Consider the following 18,916-nt stretch of genomic DNA (forward strand, 5'->3'; position numbering starts at 1 on the left):
TCAGCTTCCTGCGGCGCGACAGATCGCACCGAACTCATCCGCATTCAGGGAGGCACCACCTACCAGCCCCCCATCGATATCCGGCATGCCGAACAAGTCGGCCGCACTGGCCGCCTTCACACTGCCGCCGTACAGAATTCGTACGCCGCGAGCAACTTCAGCATTCTCCGCCGACAGTTGCGAGCGAATCGCCGCATGAACCTCTTGCGCTTGCTGCGGCGAGGCTGTCAGCCCCGTACCAATGGCCCAAACCGGCTCATAGGCAATTACCGCCTGCGCAAATGCGCCCACACCAAGCTCTTCGATCACGCTACCCAGCTGACGCCCCACAACTTCGAGCGTCTTGCCGGCTTCGCGCTGCTCCCGGGTCTCACCGACGCATAGCACCGGAACCAGACCACAGGATTGAGCAGCAGCGAACTTGCGACTCACGACTTCGTCGCTTTCGCCCAGAATCAGGCGTCGCTCCGAATGACCAACCAGAACCAGACTGCAACCCACGTCTACCAACTGGCTTGCCGCGATCTCTCCGGTGAGGGCTCCCTGCACCGGCTCCACCGCACAATTCTGCGCACCCACGACAATCGACTTGCCGTCCAGGCCTTGAAGGACCTGATTGATGTACAGACAGGGCGGCATGACCGCGACTTCGACGCCAGCAGGCAAGGCCAATTGGCGCAAGCCTTTGATCAGCTCTGCGACGCTGGCGCGGGTACCGTGCATTTTCCAGTTACCGGCTACCAGAGGTCGGCGCATGCTTTATCTCGTCGATCAAAGTGGGCGCAGATGTTACCCAAGAGATTTTCAACAAGCAAGAGAAATCAAGCACATACCTCTGTTACGACTTTTGCCAGTTCTTCGGCATAGCCGCGCACCAGCTTTTCGTCGTCGCCTTCGACCATCACACGCACCAGTGGCTCGGTACCGGACTTGCGCAGAAGCACACGCCCACGACCTGCCATTTGGGAAGTGACGCGGGCAGACGCATCCTTCACAGCCGGATGGTTGATCGGGTCCACGTCGCCGCCCGCGTAGCGGACGTTGATCAGAACCTGAGGGCACTTGCGCATGCCTTGACGGGCCTCGGCGAGGGATTGACCGCTGCGCTGCAAGGCCAGCAGGACCTGCAAAGCGGAAACGATGGCATCACCCGTCGTGGTGAAATGGCTGCAGACGATATGGCCGGAATTCTCGCCACCCAGCGTCCAGCCATTCTTCTGCAGCTCGCTCATCACGTAGCGATCGCCGACCTTGGCACGTACGAAGGGTATGTCGAGTTCCTTGAACGCCAGTTCGAGACCCAAGTTGCTCATCAGGGTGCCCACGACACCACCGTTCAGCCTGTCGCGACCATGCAGGTCACGGGCGATCAGATAGATCAGTTCGTCGCCATCCACCACTGCACCGGTGTGATCGACCATCAGCACACGATCACCATCACCATCGAAGGCAATACCGATGTCCGCGTTCTGCTCGACGACAGCTGCCTGCAGGCTGCTCATGTGAGTGGAGCCGCAATCGTCGTTGATATTCAGCCCATTGGGCTGTGCTGCCAGGACGCTGACCTGGGCACCCAGTTCGCGAAAGACGCTTGGCGCGACCTTGTAAGTGGCACCGTGAGCGCAGTCCACCACCACCTTGAGGCCGCCGAAATCGGTGCTGATCGGGGTCGTACTCTTGCAGAACTCGATATAGCGGCCGGCGGCGTCGTTGATGCGGGATACCTTGCCCAACTGAGCAGAATCCACCACGGTCATCGGCTGATCGAGCAGCTCTTCGATCATCAGTTCCACTTCATCCGAAAGCTTGGTGCCCGTGCCGGAGAAGAACTTGATGCCATTGTCGTGATGCGGGTTGTGCGAAGCACTGATGACGATACCCGCATCGGCTAGGAAGGTGCGGGTCAGATAAGCAATAGCCGGAGTGGGCATTGGGCCGAGGAGCATCACGTCGGCACCGGCAGCGAGCAGACCAGCCTCGAGCGCGGATTCGAACATGTAACCGGAAATCCGGGTGTCCTTACCAATCAGGATGCGGCACTTGCCCTGTTTGCGAAACGCCATACCGGCCGCCCAACCAAGCTTGAGCATGAATTCTGGAGTAATCGGGAACTGCCCGACATGGCCACGAATACCGTCGGTGCCAAAATACTTTCTACTCATGGGGTGCTCCGTATTGTCTTATTCCGCCGCTTGTACCGCGGCGATCATGCGTACTGCGTCAACGGTCTCTGCGACATCGTGCACACGCACGATGCGTGCGCCCTTGGCCACGGCCAGGGCGGCCAGCGCGAGACTGCCCGGGAGACGCTGCTGAACTTCCCGTCCCAGCGTCTGGCCAATCATGCTCTTGCGCGAAACCCCAACCAGCAATGGACGCCCGAGTTCGTGCAGGGCCTCCATATGCTTGAACAGGCTCAGATTGTGCGCCAGGGTCTTGGCAAAGCCAAAGCCCGGATCCAGGACTATCCGATCTTCTGGAATACCCACAGCAAGGCAAGCTTGCATGCGCTCGGAAAGGAATTCGCCGACTTCGCGCACAACGTCGCCATAGTGCGGGTCCTGCTGCATGTTGCCCGGCTCACCGAGCATGTGCATGAGACAAACCGCCAGACCTGTATCGGCGGCGGCGTCCAGGGCGCCATCACGACGCAATGAACGCACATCGTTGATCATTCCGGCACCCAGCCGGGCGCCTTCGCGAATCACTGCGGGCGTCGACGTATCCAGCGAGATGACCACATCCAGCTCGCGGGCAATGGCCTCAACCACAGGCGCTACACGTTCTAGCTCCTCGGTCGGGGACACGGGGCGCGCGCCCGGGCGAGTCGACTCACCGCCGACATCGATCAGGGTCGCGCCGGCAGCCACCATTTCCTCGGCATGACGCAATGCTGCGTCACGCACATTGAAACGGCCGCCGTCGGAGAAGGAATCAGGGGTGACGTTGAGGATGCCCATGACTTGCGGCTGGGCCAAATCAAGAACCCGGCTGCCGCAAGGCAACCGGGTCTGGTACTGCACTGACTTCATCTACAGGCCTTAGTGTTCGCCAGCCGGCCCGCCGATGGGGGTTTCAGGGCGCTTGGCATCTTCACGCGGGGCGGGAGTGCCGGAAGTACCCGAACCACCTTGCCAGTCCTTGGGCTCACGCACCGTGCGACCAGCCATGATGTCGTCGATCTGCTCGGAGTCGATGGTTTCGTACTTCATCAGGGCTTCAGCCATCGCATCGAGCTTGTCGCGATTCTCCGTCAGCAGGCTCTTCGCAGTGGTATAGCTCTCGTCGATGATGCGACGAACTTCCTGGTCGATCAGCTTGGCGGTTTCACCCGATACATTCGCGTGCTGCGCGCCAGCGCTGCGCCCAAGGAACACCTCGCCCTCCTCTTCCGCGTACATCAGCGGACCGAGCTTCTCGGACAGGCCCCACTTGGTGACCATGTTCCGAGCGATCTGGGTCGCACGCATGATGTCGTTGGAGGCACCCGTGGTGACCCCATCGAAGCCCAGGGTCATCTCCTCGGCGATACGGCCACCAAACAGCGAACAGATCTGGCTGGTCAGCGCGCGCTTGGACAGGCTGTAGCGGTCTTCCTCGGGGAGGAACATGGTCACGCCCAGGGCACGACCACGCGGAATGATCGACACCTTGTAGACAGGGTCATGTTCCGGCACCAGGCGACCGACGATGGCGTGACCCGCCTCATGGAACGCGGTGTTCAGTTTCTCTTTCTCGGACATGACCATGGATTTGCGCTCGGCGCCCATCATGATCTTGTCCTTGGCCAGCTCGAACTCCTTCATTTCGACGACGCGCTTGTTGACGCGAGCGGCGAACAGCGAAGCTTCGTTGACCAGGTTGGCCAGGTCGGCACCGGAGAAGCCCGGGGTACCACGCGCGATGACGGCAGGATCGACGTCGTCGCCCATGGGAACCTTGCGCATGTGCACCTTGAGGATCTGCTCACGACCACGGATGTCCGGAAGGCCCACGACCACCTGACGGTCGAAGCGACCAGGACGCAGCAGGGCCGGGTCCAGCACATCAGGACGGTTGGTGGCGGCGATCACGATGATGCCGTCGTTCATTTCGAAGCCGTCCATCTCCACCAGCAACTGGTTGAGAGTCTGTTCACGTTCGTCGTGACCGCCACCCAGGCCGGCACCACGATGGCGACCAACTGCGTCGATCTCGTCGATGAAGATGATGCATGGCGCGTGCTTCTTGGCCTGGTCGAACATGTCGCGGACACGGGATGCACCCACGCCGACGAACATCTCGACGAAGTCAGAACCGGAAATGGTGAAGAACGGCACTTTGGCCTCGCCTGCAATGGCCTTGGCCAGCAGGGTCTTACCGGTGCCGGGCGGACCGACCATCAGGACGCCGCGCGGGATGCGACCACCCAGGCGCTGGAACTTGCCCGGATCACGCAGGAATTCCACCAGTTCGCTGACTTCTTCCTTCGCCTCATCGCAACCAGCGACGTCGGCGAAAGTGGTCTTGACCTGGTCTTCCGACAGCAGGCGCGCCTTGCTCTTGCCAAAGCTCATCGGGCCGCCGCGACCGCCGCCGCCGCCCTGCATCTGGCGCATGAAGAACATGAAGACAGCGATGATCACCAGAATCGGGAAGCTGGCCACCAGGAGCTGGGTCCAGATGCTCTGCTGCTCAGGCTGCTTGCCTTCGATGATCACGTTGTTGTCGATCAGGTCGCCAATCAGGCCGCCATCCTGAATCGCCGGACGAATCGTCTTGAAGGGCTCGCCATCGTTGCGCTTGCCGGTGATGACGAAGCCATCGACAGTCACGCGCTCGACCTTGCCTTCCTTAACCTGCTCGATGAATTCCGAGTAGTTGAGTGTCTGCGGTTCGCTCGGACTGGAGAAATTGTTCATCACCGTGACAAGGACGGCGGCGATGATCAGCCACAGGATGAGATTTTTTGCCATATCGTTCAATTAGCTACCCTCTGGAACGGGCTCCTTCCTGGAGCGCAGCCCGCATGACGGCTGGTGATTAATCGGCCTAACTTACTACACAACCCCTGCCCCTGGCAGGCGCCGTCTGTAACCCTTTATGAGACCTCGCGGCCTCCCTGCTCTATCCAGCTCCTGCAGCAGGGAACCGATTGGTCAGGTTCCCGTTGCAGTCTATTCCCCACGGAAGCCGCGCGCGAGCAGGTATTGCTCCCGGGAGCTGTCACGCGACGAAAGCGGCTTGCGCATCTGTACCTTGTCGAACATCTCGCGCACCTGCTTGTGGTAGACGTCGAAACCTTCGCCCTGGAAGATCTTGATCAGAAAATCGCCGCCCGGGCGCAGAGTACGGCCCGCCAGGTCCAGCGCCAGCTCGCAGAGAAACATCGAGCGCGGCTGATCGGAGGCCCTTACGCCACTCATATTGGGGGCCATATCGGAAATCACAAGGTCTACCGGGTTGTCACCGATCGCCTCGAGGATGCGTGTGAGGACTTCATCATCGGTGAAATCGCCCTGAATGAAGGTCACGTCAGGGATGCTATCCATTTCCAGAATGTCGGACGCGATCAATCGGCCGCGATCACCGATCACCCGGCTAGTCACCTGGGACCAGCCGCCGGGGGCCGCACCGAGGTCGACGACGGTCATGCCAGGCCGCAGGATGCGGTCCTTTTCCTGGATTTCGAGCAATTTGTAGCTGGCGCGGGAACGATAACCGTCCTTCTGCGCCTGTTTGACGTATGGGTCGTCGATATGTCTTCGCAGCCATTGCTGGCTACTCTTGGAACGGGCCACGGTATACCTCGTGTTCGGCTGTGCGCCCCGGAATCACTCGGGTAAACTAGCAGCCTTTTTTCGCAGGGGTTTGATTATGGCGCTCTCACAGGAGCACAAGAAGCAATACAAATCTATCGGTCATCACCTGAAACCGGTATTGACGGTGGCCGAAAACGGCCTGACCGAGGGTGTACTGGCCGAACTGGAGCGCGCGCTGAACGATCACGAACTGATCAAGGTCCAGTTCCGCATCACCGAACGTGATGACCGCCGCGCCCTGATCGACGAGCTCTGCTCCGCCGGTAACTGCGAGCTGGTCCAGGTCATCGGCAAGATGGCGCTGGTCTATCGCCGCAATCCCAAGCCGAACCGCAACCTCTCCAACATCAGCCGTTTCAGCGGGCTCTGATTCCCCTGCCAGGGCGCGCACTCAGCGCGCCCGGCCCTCCGCCAGTTTCACTGGCAAAGGCTGGATCACCAGCAGCAGGCCGCAAAAGGCCAGCGACAAATAGCTGAAATTCAGCCAGTACGCCGCCTCCGGCATCCAGAAGCGCACCAGCAGAAACACCGCCACCAGAGCCAATACCGCGGCGAGCAATTGCGCGCGCGCATCACGCCAGAGACGCGCAAGCCCTACATGCTGAATCAGCAGCAGGGCCTGGAGCAGTGCGCAGAATCCGGCAAAGGCTACCAGCAGGGGTCGCAGACCCGCAGACACTTCATCGACCAGCATGGGTGCCAGGCCAATCTGGCCCAGCGCCGGCAGCATGACGAAATGCAGCAGCCAGAGACCACCTACCCAGAAGGTCTGGGCCAGCTGCCAGGCAATGGCGCCGGCCCGGTAACGCTTAGACGTGGCGGACTTCGACAATCTCGTACTCGACGATGCCGCTCGGAGTCTTGACGGTCACTACATCCCCTTCTTCCTTGCCCACCAGGGCACGGGCGATGGGAGAGCTGACCGACAGCTTGCCTTTCTTGATGTCGGCTTCGTCGTCGCCAACGATCTGGTAGGTAACGGCTTCGTCGGTTTCGACGTTGGCGATATCCACCGTGGTGCCGAAAATCACCTTCCCGGTGTGGGCGATGCTGGTGACATCGATGACCACCGAATTCTGCAGGCGGCCTTCGATATCACGGATACGCGCCTCGACCATGCCCTGCTGCTCGCGCGCCGCATGGTACTCAGCGTTTTCCTTGAGATCGCCCAGCTCACGCGCTTCGCCGATGGCCTGACTCAGTTGCGGGCGCATCACCTTGGTCAGATGAGCCAGCTCCTCTTCCAGGGCGCGCGCGCCCTGGACAGTCATGGGGTACTTATTCATGCCTTGATCCCTGCATGCAGATCCTGCAGCCGGCGAACGGTCTTCTCGGAACCGAACTTGAGCGCTTCACAGACCGCCTGACCAGCCGCGATGGTGGTGGTGCAGTAGATCTTGTGCTGCAGGGCGTTACGACGAATCGAGTAGGAGTCAGCAATCGACTGACGCCCCTCGGTGGTGTTGATGATCAGGGTGACCTCATCGTTCTTGATCATGTCAACGACATGCGGACGACCTTCAGTCACCTTGTTCACGCGGCGTACCGGCAGACCAGCGGCCTCGATCACCTTGGCGGTACCGGCGGTGGCAACGACTTCGAAGCCCAGCGCGACCAGATCACGTGCGACCTGAACGGCTTCCGGCTTGTCATCTTCGCGCACGCTGATGAATGCACAACCCGAGTTCGGCAGAATCTCGCTGGCACCCAGCTGCGCCTTGGCGAAGGCTTCACCGAAGCTGTCACCAACGCCCATCACTTCACCGGTGGACTTCATTTCCGGGCCGAGGATCGGGTCGACGCCCGGGAACTTGGCGAACGGGAACACCGCCTCCTTGACGCTGAAGAACGGCGGGATGATCTCTTCCTGGTAGCCTGCTTCGGCCAGGCTCTTGCCTGCCATGACACGCGCGGCAACCTTGGCCAGCGACTCGCCCACGCACTTGGAGACAAACGGCACGGTACGCGAAGCACGCGGGTTCACTTCGATCACGAAGATGTCCTCGCCCTGAACCGCCATCTGCACGTTCATCAGGCCAACCACACCCAGTTCCAGGGCCATTTTCTTGACCTGGTCACGAATCTCGTCCTGGATGTGCTTCGGCAGCGAGTACGGCGGCAACGAGCACGCGGAGTCACCCGAGTGCACGCCAGCCTGCTCGATGTGCTGCATGATTGCGCCAATCACCACGCTCTCACCATCGCTCACCGCATCCACGTCCACCTCGATGGCGCAGTTGAGGAAGCGATCCAGCAACACCGGGCTGTCGTTGGACACCTTCACCGCTTCACGCATGTAGCGCTTGAGCTCTTCTTCCTGGTAGACGATTTCCATCGCGCGGCCGCCCAGTACGTAGGACGGGCGCACCACCATCGGATAACCGATGTTCTTCGACAGGGCCAGGGCTTCATCTTCGCTGCGCGCGGTGGCGTTGGCCGGCTGGCGCAGACCGAGGCGCTGCACCATCTGCTGGAAGCGCTCGCGGTCTTCCGCGCGGTCGATGGCCTCGGGGCTGGTACCAATGATCGGCACACCTGCTTCTTCCAGGGCGCGGCAGATCTTCAACGGAGTCTGGCCGCCGTACTGGACGATGACGCCTTTCGGCTGCTCGACGCGGACGATCTCCAGCACGTCTTCCAGGGTGACCGGCTCGAAGTACAGGCGGTCGGACGTGTCGTAGTCGGTGGAGACGGTTTCCGGGTTGCAGTTGACCATGATGGTCTCGTAACCGTCTTCACGCATGGCCAGTGCCGCGTGCACGCAGCAATAGTCGAACTCGATGCCCTGACCGATGCGGTTGGGGCCACCGCCGAGAATCATGATCTTGTCGCGGGTCGACGGGTTGGCCTCGCACTCTTCCTCGTAGGTCGAATACATGTAGGCGGTGTCGGTGGCGAACTCGGCGGCGCAAGTATCGACGCGCTTATACACCGGCAGCACCTTGAGCTTGTGGCGATGGGCACGCAGGCTCTTCTCGGAAACACCGAGCAGCTTGGCCAGGCGCGCATCGGAGAAGCCCTTGCGCTTGAGCTTGAACATCAGGTCGCGGTCGAGGGCGGACAGGCCAAGGGTCTGTACCGCTGCCTCATCCTTGATCAGGTCTTCGATCTGAACCAGGAACCACTCGTCGATGCGAGTCAGTTCGAAAACTTCGGCAATGGTCTTACCGGCGCGGAACGCATCGGCCACATACCAGATGCGGTCGGCGCTGGGTACAGTCAGCTCACGACGCAGCGTGCTTTCAGCTTCCGGATCGTTCAGATCAAGCTTCGGATCGAAACCGGCAACGCCGACTTCCAGGCCGCGCAGGGCTTTCTGCATCGACTCCTGGAAGGTGCGACCGATGGCCATGACTTCGCCCACAGATTTCATCTGGGTGGTCAGGCGGGCATCGGCTTTCGGGAATTTCTCGAAGGCGAATCGCGGAACCTTGGTCACGACGTAGTCGATGGCCGGCTCGAAGGACGCCGGGGTGCGGCCGCCGGTGATGTCGTTGGACAGCTCGTCCAGGGTGTATCCAACAGCCAGCTTCGCGGCGATCTTGGCGATCGGGAAGCCGGTAGCCTTGGAAGCCAGGGCCGAGGAACGCGACACACGCGGGTTCATCTCGATCACGACCATACGGCCGGTGTTCGGGCAGATGCCGAACTGGACGTTGGAGCCGCCGGTTTCCACGCCAATCTCACGCAGCACCGCCAGGGAGGCGTTGCGCATGATCTGGTATTCCTTGTCGGTCAGGGTCTGGGCCGGGGCCACGGTGATGGAGTCACCGGTGTGCACGCCCATGGGGTCGAAGTTCTCGATGGAGCAAACGATGATGCAGTTGTCCTTCTTGTCGCGGACCACCTCCATCTCGTATTCCTTCCAGCCGATCAGCGACTCGTCGATCAGCAATTCGCTGGTAGGCGACAGGTCCAGGCCACGGGCGCAGATCTCTTCGAACTCTTCACGGTTGTAGGCGATGCCACCACCGGTGCCGCCCATGGTGAAGGAGGGACGGATGATGCAGGGGAAGCCGACCTTCTCCAGCACGCCGTAGGCTTCTTCCATGCTGTGGGCAATACCCGAGCGCGGGCAAGCCAGGCCGATATCCTTCATCGCCCGGTCGAAGCGCGAACGGTCTTCGGCCTTGTCGATGGTGTCGGCATTGGCGCCGATCATTTCCACGCCAAACTTCTCCAGCACGCCGTGGCGCTCGAGGTCGAGGGCGCAGTTCAGCGCAGTCTGGCCGCCCATGGTGGGCAGCAGCGCGTCAGGACGCTCTTTCTCGATGATCTTGGCGACGGTCGCCCACTTGATCGGCTCGATGTAGGTGGCGTCGGCCATGGCCGGGTCGGTCATGATGGTGGCCGGGTTGGAGTTCACCAGGATGACGCGGAAGCCTTCTTCCTTCAGGGCCTTGCAGGCCTGAGCGCCGGAATAGTCGAACTCGCAGGCCTGGCCGATCACAATGGGGCCGGCACCGAGGATCAGGATGCTCTTGATGTCTGTACGCTTGGGCATGGGACTCTCGTTGCAATATTCAGGACAGGGTTGCGGTCGCCAGCTTCACGCCAAAGCCGACGAACAGGGCGCCGACGCCGCTCGAGGCGCCGGCAGCCAGCCGTTGCCGCCGGCGGAACCAGGCCGCCAGGCGTACACCGGAGAAAATCAGGAAACTCAAATACAGGGCGCTGATGACTTCGAGGATTGTGCCCAGCACCAGGAACGACAGGCCGGGGTAGGCGTATCCCGGATCGACGAACTGGATGAAGAAGGACACAAAGAAGAGGATCGCCTTGGGATTGGACAGGCTCAGCAGCAGTGCCTTGCGGAACGGCTGGTTGACGTCCATGTCCTTCACCGGAGCAGCCTGCTCGACCGGCTGGCGTAACTTCTGCCAGCCACCCCTGAGCATGCCGACACCGAGATAGAACAGGTAGGCGGCGCCGAGGTACTTCAGGCCGAGGAACAGCATAGGCTCGGCCTTGAGCAGCGAGGCGATTCCAAGTGCCGACAGCAGCATCAGGATCGCATCCCCGAGGAACACCGCGCTGGCCGCCCGGTAGCCGGCAGCCACGCCGCGCTGGGCGGCAGTGGCGAGCACGAACAGCGAGTTCGGCCCGGGCAGCAGGACGATGAACAGCGTCCCCAGGACGTAGGTCCAGAGGTCGGTGATTCCCAGGGTCGGCATCATCTTCGCAAGCCCCTCAACGGTCTCAGCGACGCTCGGCCATCGCCGCGATGAAGCGGTCGAACAGCGGAGCCACGTCGTGCGGACCAGGGCTGGCTTCCGGGTGACCCTGGAAGCTGAAGGCGACCTTGTCAGTGCGCTCGATGCCTTGCAGGGTGCCGTCGAACAGCGACTTGTGGGTCGCGCGCAGATTGGCCGGCAGGGTCGACTCGTCGACAGCGAAACCATGGTTCTGGCTGGTGATCATCACCACGCTGGAATCCAGGTCCTGCACCGGGTGGTTGGCACCATGGTGGCCATGGCCCATTTTCACGGTCTTGGCACCGGAGGCCAGGGCCAGCAACTGGTGGCCGAGGCAGATGCCGAATACCGGAATCTCGGTGTCGAGGAACTCGCGAATCGCCTGGATGGCGTAGTCGCACGGCTCGGGGTCGCCAGGGCCGTTGGAGAGGAAGATGCCGTCCGGGTTCAGAGCGAGCACTTCGCTGGCCGGGGTCTGCGCCGGTACGACGGTCAGGCGGCAGCCGCGAGCAACCAGCATGCGCAGGATGTTCAGCTTGACGCCGAAGTCGTAGGCCACGACGTGGTACGGCAGCTCGCTGGCAGCGATCTCCGGATGGCTGTCGGTTTCCAGGTTCCATACGCTGGAGCGCCACTCATAGCGCTCCTCGCAGGAGACGACCTTGGCCAGGTCCATGCCTTTCAGGCCGGGGAAGCTGCGAGCCAGCTCAAGCGCTTTCTCTTCGGTGGCGTCGGCGCCAGCGAGGATGCAGCCGTTCTGAGAACCCTTCTCACGCAGGATGCGGGTCAGGCGGCGGGTGTCGATGCCGGCGATGGCGACGGTACCGTTCTCTTTCAGATAATCCGGCAGCGACTGCTTGTCACGCCAGTTGCTGGCCAGCAGCGGCAGGTCACGAATGATGAGACCGGCGGCCCATACGCGACTGGATTCGGCGTCTTCCGGAGTGGTACCGGTGTTGCCGATGTGCGGATAGGTCAGGGTGACGATTTGTTGGGCATAGGAAGGATCGGTAAGGATTTCCTGATAGCCGGTCATGGCAGTGTTGAACACTACCTCGCCGATGGTATGGCCATCGGCCCCAATGGCTTCGCCGCGAAAAATGCTGCCGTCGGCAAGCGCGAGTATGGCTGGCTTAATCAAGAAGACCTCCCGTAGATCAAGGCTGAAGCAAACGCAGGTTGTAAAAAAGCGGGATGACGTTGTAACCGTCACCCCGCTTTTTTATCTGAGCCATTTCTGCGTAACTTTTAGTGGACACACTAAAGCTGCAGTTTACAGGAATGCGTCATTTCGGTCCACCCGAAAGACATCCCACTTGGCAGACGCGCGATTGCGCGATCACACATCAACGCAGACCCAGCACATCCTGCATGTCGTAGAGTCCCGCTTCCTGGCCGTCCAGCCAGAGCGCGGCACGTACGGCGCCGCGGGCAAAAGTCATGCGACTGGAGGCCTTGTGGGTGATTTCCACGCGCTCGCCATCGGCGGCGAACAGCACGGTGTGATCGCCCACCACATCGCCGGCGCGCACAGTGGCGAAGCCGATGGTTTCGCGGGCGCGGGCGCCGGTCTGGCCTTCGCGACCGTAGACAGCGACCTTGGACAGGTCGCGACCCAGAGCGTCAGCCACCACTTCACCCATGCGCAGCGCGGTACCGGACGGCGCGTCCACCTTGTGACGGTGGTGGGCCTCGATGATCTCGATGTCGACTTCGTCGCCCAGCACACGGGCAGCGGTATCGAGCAGCTTGAGGCAAAGGTTCACGCCGACACTGAAGTTGGCGGCGAAGACGATCGGGATTTCCTTGGCAGCGGCGGCCAGCAGGGCCTTCTCTTCAGCGGAGAATCCAGTGGTGCCGATCACCATGGCCTTGCCCGCCTGACGACAGACTTCCAGGTTCTTCAGGGTCACCGAAGGGTGGGTGAAGTCGATCAGCACATCGAACTCGTCGGCCACCTTGGCCAGGTCGCCGGACAGCGGCACGCCGATGCGCCCCAGCGCCGCCAGCTCGCCAGCGTCGGCGCCGACCAGGGTGCTATCCGGACGGTCGATGGCGGCAGTCAGGCCAGCGCCTTGTGCCTGCTGCACCGCTTCGATCAGATTCTTGCCCATGCGCCCGGCGGCGCCCATGACTGCAATACGTCGCATAAAAAAGCTCCAAGCTGGAAGCCTGGAGCTGGAAACCGGCAGCGGAGCGAATCAGCTCCGGCCACCGACTACCAGCTCGTCGTTAGAGATCGCCGAAGAAGCGCTTCATACCCTCGAACCAGCTACTGGCCTTGGGCGAATGGGAGCCATCGCTCTGCAGCGTCTTGCGGAACTCGTCGAGCAGCTCGCGCTGGCGCTTGTCCAGGTTGACCGGCGTTTCCACCACCACCCGGCACATCAGGTCGCCAGCACCGCCACCGCGAACCGGCGCAACGCCCTTGCCGCGTAGGCGGAACAGCTTGCCGGTCTGGGTCGCTTCCGGAATCTTCAGCTTGACCCGGCCATCCAGGGTCGGCACTTCCAGTTCGCCACCCAAGGCTGCGTCGGCGAAGCTGATCGGCACTTCGCAGTAAAGGTGCTTGCCATCACGCTGGAAGATCGGGTGCTCGCGTACGTTGACCACTACGTAGAGGTCACCGGCCGGCCCACCCAGCGCACCGGCCTCGCCCTCGCCGGAAAGACGGATGCGATCACCGGTATCGACGCCCGCCGGTACTTTCACGGACAGGGTCTTGTGCTCTTCCACGCGCCCCTGACCATGGCAACTGCCACAGGGGTCGCTGATCATCTTGCCGCTGCCATGGCAGCGCGGGCAGGTCTGCTGCACCGAGAAGAAGCCTTGCTGCATACGCACCTGACCGATACCACCGCAGGTGGTACAGGTAACCGGACTGGTGCCCTTCTTGGCGCCAGAGCCATCGCAGGTCTTGCAATTGACCAGCGTCGGCACGCGGATGGTCACGGTGGTGCCGCGCACCGCCTCTTCCAGATCCAGTTCCAGGGTGTAGCGCAGATCGCTGCCGCGCTGCGGACCGCCACGCTGGCCGCCCCGCTGACCACCGAAGAAGTCGCTGAACACATCACCGAAGATGTCAGAGAAGCTCGCTCCGCCGAATCCGGCACCGGCGCCCCCACCCATCTGCGGATCGACGCCAGCGTGACCGTACTGGTCGTACGCCGCGCGCTTGCTGGCATCGGAGAGAATCTCGTAGGCCTCGTTGGCCTCTTTGAATTTGTCTTCGGACTCCTTGTCCCCCGGATTACGGTCCGGGTGGTGCTTCATCGCCAGCCGGCGATAAGCCTTCTTGAGTTCAGCCTCGCTGGCGCCGCGCTCGACACCGAGGATTTCGTAAAAGTCACGTTTAGCCATAGTTTCCTGCACTCTCGAATTCACCAGCCCCAGACACGCCAACGCGGGAGCAAGCTCCCGCGCGGCAGATCAGGCGTACGGACCGTCTGGCACCGCACGCCGGGGCGAAAGCAAGCGTGACACTTACTTGTTTTCCTTGACCTCTTCGAACTCGGCGTCGACGGCATCGTCACCCGCCTTGTCCGCACCGGAAGCTTGCGGCTGCTCACCAGCCTGAGCCTGATCGGCGTACATCTTCTGAGCCAGCGGAGTGGAAGCCTGGGACAGGGCATTCATCTTGGCTTCGATGTCGGCCTTGTCGTCGCCCTTCACGGCAACTTCCAGCTCGCCCAGCGCTTTCTCGATCGCAGCCTTCTCCTCGGCAGTGGCCTTGTCGCCCGCCTCGGTGATCATCTTGCGAGTGGCGTGAACCAGCGCATCACCCTGGTTGCGGGCAGCGGCCAGCTCTTCGAACTTGCGATCTTCCTCGGCGTTGGCCTCGGCATCACGCACCATCTGCTGGATCTCTTCCTCGGACAGGCCGGAGTTGGCCTTGATCACGATGGACTGCTGCTTGCCGGTGGCCTTGTCCTTCGCGCCAACGTGCAGGATGCCGTTGGCGTCGATGTCGAAGGTCACTTCGATTTGCGGCACGCCACGCGGAGCCGGCGGAATCTCGGCCAGGTCGAACTTGCCCAGGGACTTGTTCTGGGTAGCCTGCTTGCGCTCACCCTGCAGCACGTGAATCGTCACGGCGGCCTGGTTGTCGTCGGCAGTGGAGAACACCTGCGACTTCTTGGTCGGGATGGTGGTGTTCTTCTCGATCAGCGCGGTCATCACGCCACCCAGGGTTTCGATACCCAGGGTCAGCGGGGAAACGTCGAGCAGCAGTACGTCCTTCACATCACCGGCCAGCACGGCGCCCTGGATGGCAGCACCGATGGCGACGGCTTCGTCCGGGTTCACGTCCTTGCGCGGCTCTTTGCCGAAGAAATCGGCAACCTGCTTCTGCACCAGCGGCATACGGGTCTGACCACCGACCAGGATCACTTCCTGGATATCGGATACGTCGAGGCCGGCATCCTTCAGGGCAATGCGGCAAGGTTCGATGGTGCGAGCAACCAGGTCTTCGACCAGGGCTTCCAGCTTGGCGCGGGAAATCTTCACGTTCAGGTGCTTCGGACCGGTCTGGTCTGCAGTGATGTACGGCAGGTTGACGTCGGTCTGCTGAGCGGAGGACAGCTCGATCTTGGCCTTTTCGGCAGCTTCCTTCAGACGCTGCATGGCCAGCGGGTCGCCCTTCAGGTCCATGCCGGACTCTTTCTTGAACTCGTCGACGAGGTAGTCGATCAGGCGCAGGTCGAAGTCTTCACCACCGAGGAAGGTGTCGCCGTTGGTGGCCAGTACTTCGAACTGGTGCTCGCCATCGACTTCGGCGATCTCGATCACCGAGACGTCGAAGGTGCCGCCGCCCAGGTCGTAGACGATGACAGTGTGGTCACCCTTGGCCTTGTCCATGCCATAGGCAAGCGCAGCTGCGGTCGGCTCGTTGATGATGCGCTTGACGTCCAGACCGGCGATACGGCCGGCGTCCTTGGTGGCCTGGCGTTGGCTGTCGTTGAAGTAAGCCGGAACGGTGATCACCGCTTCGGTTACCGGCTCGCCGAGGTAGTCTTCGGCGGTCTTCTTCATCTTCTTCAGCACTTCCGCAGAGATTTGCGGCGGCGCCATCTTCTGGCCCTTCACTTCCACCCAGGCGTCACCGTTGTCGGCCTTGGCGATCTTGTAGGGAACCATCTTGATGTCTTTCTGCACGACGTCTTCTTCGAAGCGGCGACCGATCAGGCGCTTCACGGCGTACAGGGTGTTTTGCGGGTTGGTGACCGCCTGACGCTTGGCGGACTGGCCGACGAGGGTCTCACCGTCGTTGGTGTAGGCGATGATGGACGGCGTGGTGCGAGCGCCTTCGGCGTTCTCGATCACCTTGACGTTGCCGTTTTCCAGGATGGCCACGCAGGAGTTGGTGGTCCCCAGGTCGATACCGATGATTTTGCCCATATTCTCTCTCCCGAAACTTTGGATTCTCCGCGGCCTCACTTCATGGGCCGCGGCAGCACATAAACGCTTGAACTAACAGATGGGGGCCCGAGCCCGGATTTCAAGCCTGCTCGTCAATCGACGGCGGCGTTGCGCTCGGCGCCTTGCTGACCACCACCATGGCGGGGCGCAGCAGACGGCCATTGAGCAGGTAACCCTTCTGGAACACCTTCAGAACGCTACCCGGCTCGACATGGGTGCTCTCTTCCATGGCCATGGCCTGGTGGTGTTCAGGGTTGAAGGGCGCGCCGTGCGGGTCCACGGCTTCCAGCTGGTGACGCTTGAGCGTGTCGTGGAACAGCTTGAGCGTCAGCTCCATGCCTTCGCGCACCGGCTTGATGGTCTCGTCGGTGGCACTGGACAACTCCAGGCCGCGCTCCAGGCTGTCGACGACCGGCAGCAGGTCGTTGGCGAATTTTTCCAGCGCGAACTTGTGTGCCTTCTCCACATCCTGTTCGGCGCGGCGGCGGATGTTCTGCAGCTCGGCGGCAACACGCAGCGACTGATCCTGGGCCGCGGCCAGTTGCTCTTCCAGCACCTGTACGCGGGCGGCGAGGTCTTCGCCGGATGCGGTTTCGGCAGCAGGATTCGCTTCGGGGGTCTGGTTATCCAGGGTCTGTTCGTCGGCCATGCCTTCCTCCTCATAAAAGACAGCTGCGGGTAAAGACCCGCTGATATGTCCGCCTATATGGGGCCGCAATTTGTCGCTTCAAGGGGGAGGGACGATTGTCAGGCAGAAAACAAACACTGTATAAATACCCAGCCATCTCAGCGCGGGAGTCGCACCATGCTGGTACACCTGTCGATCCACAACTACGCCATCGTCGAGCACCTGGATCTGGAACTCGAGGGTGGGATGTCCGTGATCACCGGCGAAACCGGTGCCGGCAAGTCGATCATGCTCGACGCCCTCGGCCTGACACTGGGTGACCGCGCCGACAGTGGCGTGGTGCGCCCCGGCGCCGACAAGGCCGATATCCTCGCCAGTTTCGACATCAACGAAATTCCCGAAGCCCGCGCCTGGCTGGCCGAACGCGACCTGGACAACGACGGTCCCTGCATACTGCGGCGTGTCATCACCGCCGAAGGCCGCTCCCGCGCCTACATCAATGGCAGCCCCTGCCCCCAGGGCGACCTCAAGACCCTCGGCGAACTGCTGATCGACATCCACAGCCAGCACGAACACCAATCCCTGCTCAAGGCGGACACCCATCGCCGCCTGCTGGATGAATTCGCAGGCGCCAGCGACCTGGCCCGCCAGGTGCAACTGGCAGCCCAGCGCTGGCGGCAGACCCGCCAGGAACTCGAACGCCTATCCCGCGCCGGCGACGAGCAGCGGGCGCGCCACCAACTGCTCAGCTACCAGTTGGACGAGCTGGAAAACCTCGCACTTGGCGAGAATGAACTGGAACAACTGGAGCAAGAGCACAAGAACCTCACCAATGCCGAGAGCCTGTTGGCCGCCTGCCGCCAGGTCATCGAAATGTGCAGCGACAGCGATGCCGGCAACGTGCTCAGCGCCTTGACCGCCAGCCTCAACCGCCTCACGGCGTTTCATGCCCAACCGGGTGCCCTGGCGGAGTCAGTCAACCTGCTGTCCAGCGCGCAGATCCAGGTCGAGGAAGCCATGGGCGAGCTGAACCGCTTCCTCGATCATTTCGACGCCGACCCCGAACGCCAGCAAGCCCTGGAAGAACGCCTCGACTCCATTTACACCCTTGCGCGCAAACACCGCGTCCAACCAAGCGACCTGGCCGAACTCCAGCAGCGCTTGCTGGATGAACTGGAAGCCCTCAACGCCGACGACGAAGCCGCCGAGCGACTGGCCGAGGAACTGGCAGCCTATGAACGTCACTATCAGGAGAAAGCCGCGGAACTGAGCCGGCTGCGCGGCGATGCAGCCGGAAACCTGGCTGGCGCCGTGGAAATCGAAATGCAGCGCCTGGGCATGCCCGGCGGGCGCTTCAGTATCCAGCTACATGCCAGCCAACAGGACGAGCCGCAGCACTACGGACTGGAGCAGGTGGAATTCCTGGTGAGTGCCAACCCCGGACAGCCCCTGAAAGCACTGGCGAAGGTGGCCTCAGGCGGCGAGCTGTCGCGCATCAGCCTGGCGATCCAGGTGATCACCGCGCAGACATCCCGCGTACCCACACTGGTCTTCGACGAAGTGGACGTGGGCATTGGCGGCCCCACCGCCGAAGTGGTTGGGCAATTGCTGCGGCGCCTCGGCGAGCGCGGCCAGGTCCTCACCGTCACTCACTTGCCCCAGGTTGCCGCGCAAGGCCATCACCACCTGTTCGTGCACAAGGTGCGCGGCACCCAGGAAACTCGCACCGCGGTGGCGAAGCTGCAGGAAGCGCCACGCATCGAAGAGATTGCCCGCATGCTGGGCGGCCTGGACCTCACCGAGGAGTCCCTGGCCCATGCGCGGAAGATGGTGGTCAGCGCCCAGCGCTGATCCCTCCCTAAAACGAAAAAGGC

The 18,916-nt window shown here is 61.9% G+C and carries 16 protein-coding genes; 2 read left to right on the plus strand and 14 right to left on the minus strand.

Features of this window, described 5'->3' with window-relative positions:
• From tpiA to rlmE, 5 genes are all read right to left on the minus strand, one after another.
• Nucleotides 1-756, minus strand: a complete 756-nt coding sequence (gene tpiA / locus DM872_RS01080; protein ID WP_179057721.1) for a triose-phosphate isomerase — start codon at nt 754-756, stop codon at nt 1-3.
• Between the two features lie 65 nt (nt 757-821).
• Nucleotides 822-2,162: a phosphoglucosamine mutase gene (glmM, locus tag DM872_RS01085; protein ID WP_179057722.1), complete on the minus strand. Its 1,341-nt coding sequence runs from the start codon at nt 2,160-2,162 to the stop codon at nt 822-824.
• Nucleotides 2,163-2,180: 18 nt separating this feature from the next.
• Nucleotides 2,181-3,032: a dihydropteroate synthase gene (folP, locus tag DM872_RS01090; RefSeq protein WP_179057723.1), complete on the minus strand. Its 852-nt coding sequence runs from the start codon at nt 3,030-3,032 to the stop codon at nt 2,181-2,183.
• Nucleotides 3,033-3,041: 9 nt separating this feature from the next.
• Complete coding sequence (ftsH, locus tag DM872_RS01095) at nt 3,042-4,955, minus strand: ATP-dependent zinc metalloprotease FtsH (protein WP_179057724.1); 1,914 nt, start codon at nt 4,953-4,955, stop codon at nt 3,042-3,044.
• Between the two features lie 201 nt (nt 4,956-5,156).
• A complete protein-coding gene (gene rlmE, locus DM872_RS01100) occupies nt 5,157-5,780 on the minus strand; it encodes a 23S rRNA (uridine(2552)-2'-O)-methyltransferase RlmE (RefSeq protein WP_179057725.1) in 624 nt (207 codons plus the stop codon).
• Between the two features lie 76 nt (nt 5,781-5,856).
• Between rlmE and DM872_RS01105 the strand changes: the two genes are divergently transcribed.
• Nucleotides 5,857-6,171: a YhbY family RNA-binding protein gene (locus DM872_RS01105; protein WP_179057726.1), complete on the plus strand. Its 315-nt coding sequence runs from the start codon at nt 5,857-5,859 to the stop codon at nt 6,169-6,171.
• 21 nt (nt 6,172-6,192) lie between these two features.
• Here the strand turns inward: DM872_RS01105 and DM872_RS01110 are convergent, their stop codons facing one another.
• The 9 genes from DM872_RS01110 to grpE all read right to left on the minus strand — a co-directional run bounded on the left by DM872_RS01110 (nt 6,193) and on the right by grpE (nt 17,063).
• Entirely contained in the window at nt 6,193-6,633 is a 441-nt protein-coding gene (locus tag DM872_RS01110; RefSeq protein ID WP_179057727.1) for a DUF4149 domain-containing protein, read from the minus strand.
• Entirely contained in the window at nt 6,611-7,087 is a 477-nt protein-coding gene (gene greA, locus DM872_RS01115) for a transcription elongation factor GreA (RefSeq protein WP_016494781.1), read from the minus strand. The genes DM872_RS01110 and greA overlap by 23 nt, the downstream gene beginning before the upstream one ends.
• A complete protein-coding gene (gene carB, locus DM872_RS01120; RefSeq protein WP_179057728.1) occupies nt 7,084-10,305 on the minus strand; it encodes a carbamoyl-phosphate synthase large subunit in 3,222 nt (1,073 codons plus the stop codon). The genes greA and carB overlap by 4 nt, the downstream gene beginning before the upstream one ends.
• Nucleotides 10,306-10,324: 19 nt before the next feature.
• Entirely contained in the window at nt 10,325-10,975 is a 651-nt protein-coding gene (gene leuE, locus DM872_RS01125) for a leucine efflux protein LeuE (protein WP_179057758.1), read from the minus strand.
• Nucleotides 10,976-11,000: 25 nt separating this feature from the next.
• A complete protein-coding gene (gene carA, locus DM872_RS01130) occupies nt 11,001-12,137 on the minus strand; it encodes a glutamine-hydrolyzing carbamoyl-phosphate synthase small subunit (RefSeq protein ID WP_077522843.1) in 1,137 nt (378 codons plus the stop codon).
• A 205-nt stretch (nt 12,138-12,342) separates the two neighbouring features.
• Complete coding sequence (gene dapB / locus DM872_RS01135; protein ID WP_179057729.1) at nt 12,343-13,146, minus strand: 4-hydroxy-tetrahydrodipicolinate reductase; 804 nt, start codon at nt 13,144-13,146, stop codon at nt 12,343-12,345.
• Between the two features lie 82 nt (nt 13,147-13,228).
• Nucleotides 13,229-14,356: a molecular chaperone DnaJ gene (gene dnaJ / locus DM872_RS01140; RefSeq protein ID WP_179057730.1), complete on the minus strand. Its 1,128-nt coding sequence runs from the start codon at nt 14,354-14,356 to the stop codon at nt 13,229-13,231.
• 123 nt (nt 14,357-14,479) lie between these two features.
• Complete coding sequence (gene dnaK / locus DM872_RS01145) at nt 14,480-16,393, minus strand: molecular chaperone DnaK (RefSeq protein WP_179057731.1); 1,914 nt, start codon at nt 16,391-16,393, stop codon at nt 14,480-14,482.
• 100 nt (nt 16,394-16,493) lie between these two features.
• Nucleotides 16,494-17,063 (minus strand): nucleotide exchange factor GrpE, encoded by a 570-nt coding sequence (gene grpE, locus DM872_RS01150; RefSeq protein WP_077522835.1) that lies wholly within the window; start codon nt 17,061-17,063, stop codon nt 16,494-16,496.
• A gap of 156 nt (nt 17,064-17,219) precedes the next feature.
• On the opposite strand from grpE, the gene recN reads away from it, so the two are divergent.
• Complete coding sequence (gene recN, locus DM872_RS01155) at nt 17,220-18,893, plus strand: DNA repair protein RecN (protein ID WP_179057732.1); 1,674 nt, start codon at nt 17,220-17,222, stop codon at nt 18,891-18,893.
• Nucleotides 18,894-18,916: the final 23 nt, after the last annotated feature.

This window comes from Pseudomonas taiwanensis (assembly GCF_013393345.1).
GTDB lineage: Bacteria > Pseudomonadota > Gammaproteobacteria > Pseudomonadales > Pseudomonadaceae > Metapseudomonas > Metapseudomonas resinovorans_C.

What these genes read in the sequence shown, in the direction of transcription:
- tpiA (WP_179057721.1), bottom strand. Translation starts at nt 756, where the DNA reads ATGCGCCGACCTCTGGTAGCCGGTAACTGGAAAATGCACGGTACCCGC.
- glmM (WP_179057722.1), bottom strand. Translation starts at nt 2,162, where the DNA reads ATGAGTAGAAAGTATTTTGGCACCGACGGTATTCGTGGCCATGTCGGG.
- folP (WP_179057723.1), bottom strand. Translation starts at nt 3,032, where the DNA reads ATGAAGTCAGTGCAGTACCAGACCCGGTTGCCTTGCGGCAGCCGGGTT.
- ftsH (WP_179057724.1), bottom strand. Translation starts at nt 4,955, where the DNA reads ATGGCAAAAAATCTCATCCTGTGGCTGATCATCGCCGCCGTCCTTGTC.
- DM872_RS01105 (WP_179057726.1), top strand. Translation starts at nt 5,857, where the DNA reads ATGGCGCTCTCACAGGAGCACAAGAAGCAATACAAATCTATCGGTCAT.
- greA (WP_016494781.1), bottom strand. Translation starts at nt 7,087, where the DNA reads ATGAATAAGTACCCCATGACTGTCCAGGGCGCGCGCGCCCTGGAAGAG.
- carB (WP_179057728.1), bottom strand. Translation starts at nt 10,305, where the DNA reads ATGCCCAAGCGTACAGACATCAAGAGCATCCTGATCCTCGGTGCCGGC.
- leuE (WP_179057758.1), bottom strand. Translation starts at nt 10,975, where the DNA reads ATGCCGACCCTGGGAATCACCGACCTCTGGACCTACGTCCTGGGGACG.
- dapB (WP_179057729.1), bottom strand. Translation starts at nt 13,146, where the DNA reads ATGCGACGTATTGCAGTCATGGGCGCCGCCGGGCGCATGGGCAAGAAT.
- dnaJ (WP_179057730.1), bottom strand. Translation starts at nt 14,356, where the DNA reads ATGGCTAAACGTGACTTTTACGAAATCCTCGGTGTCGAGCGCGGCGCC.
- dnaK (WP_179057731.1), bottom strand. Translation starts at nt 16,393, where the DNA reads ATGGGCAAAATCATCGGTATCGACCTGGGGACCACCAACTCCTGCGTG.
- grpE (WP_077522835.1), bottom strand. Translation starts at nt 17,063, where the DNA reads ATGGCCGACGAACAGACCCTGGATAACCAGACCCCCGAAGCGAATCCT.
- recN (WP_179057732.1), top strand. Translation starts at nt 17,220, where the DNA reads ATGCTGGTACACCTGTCGATCCACAACTACGCCATCGTCGAGCACCTG.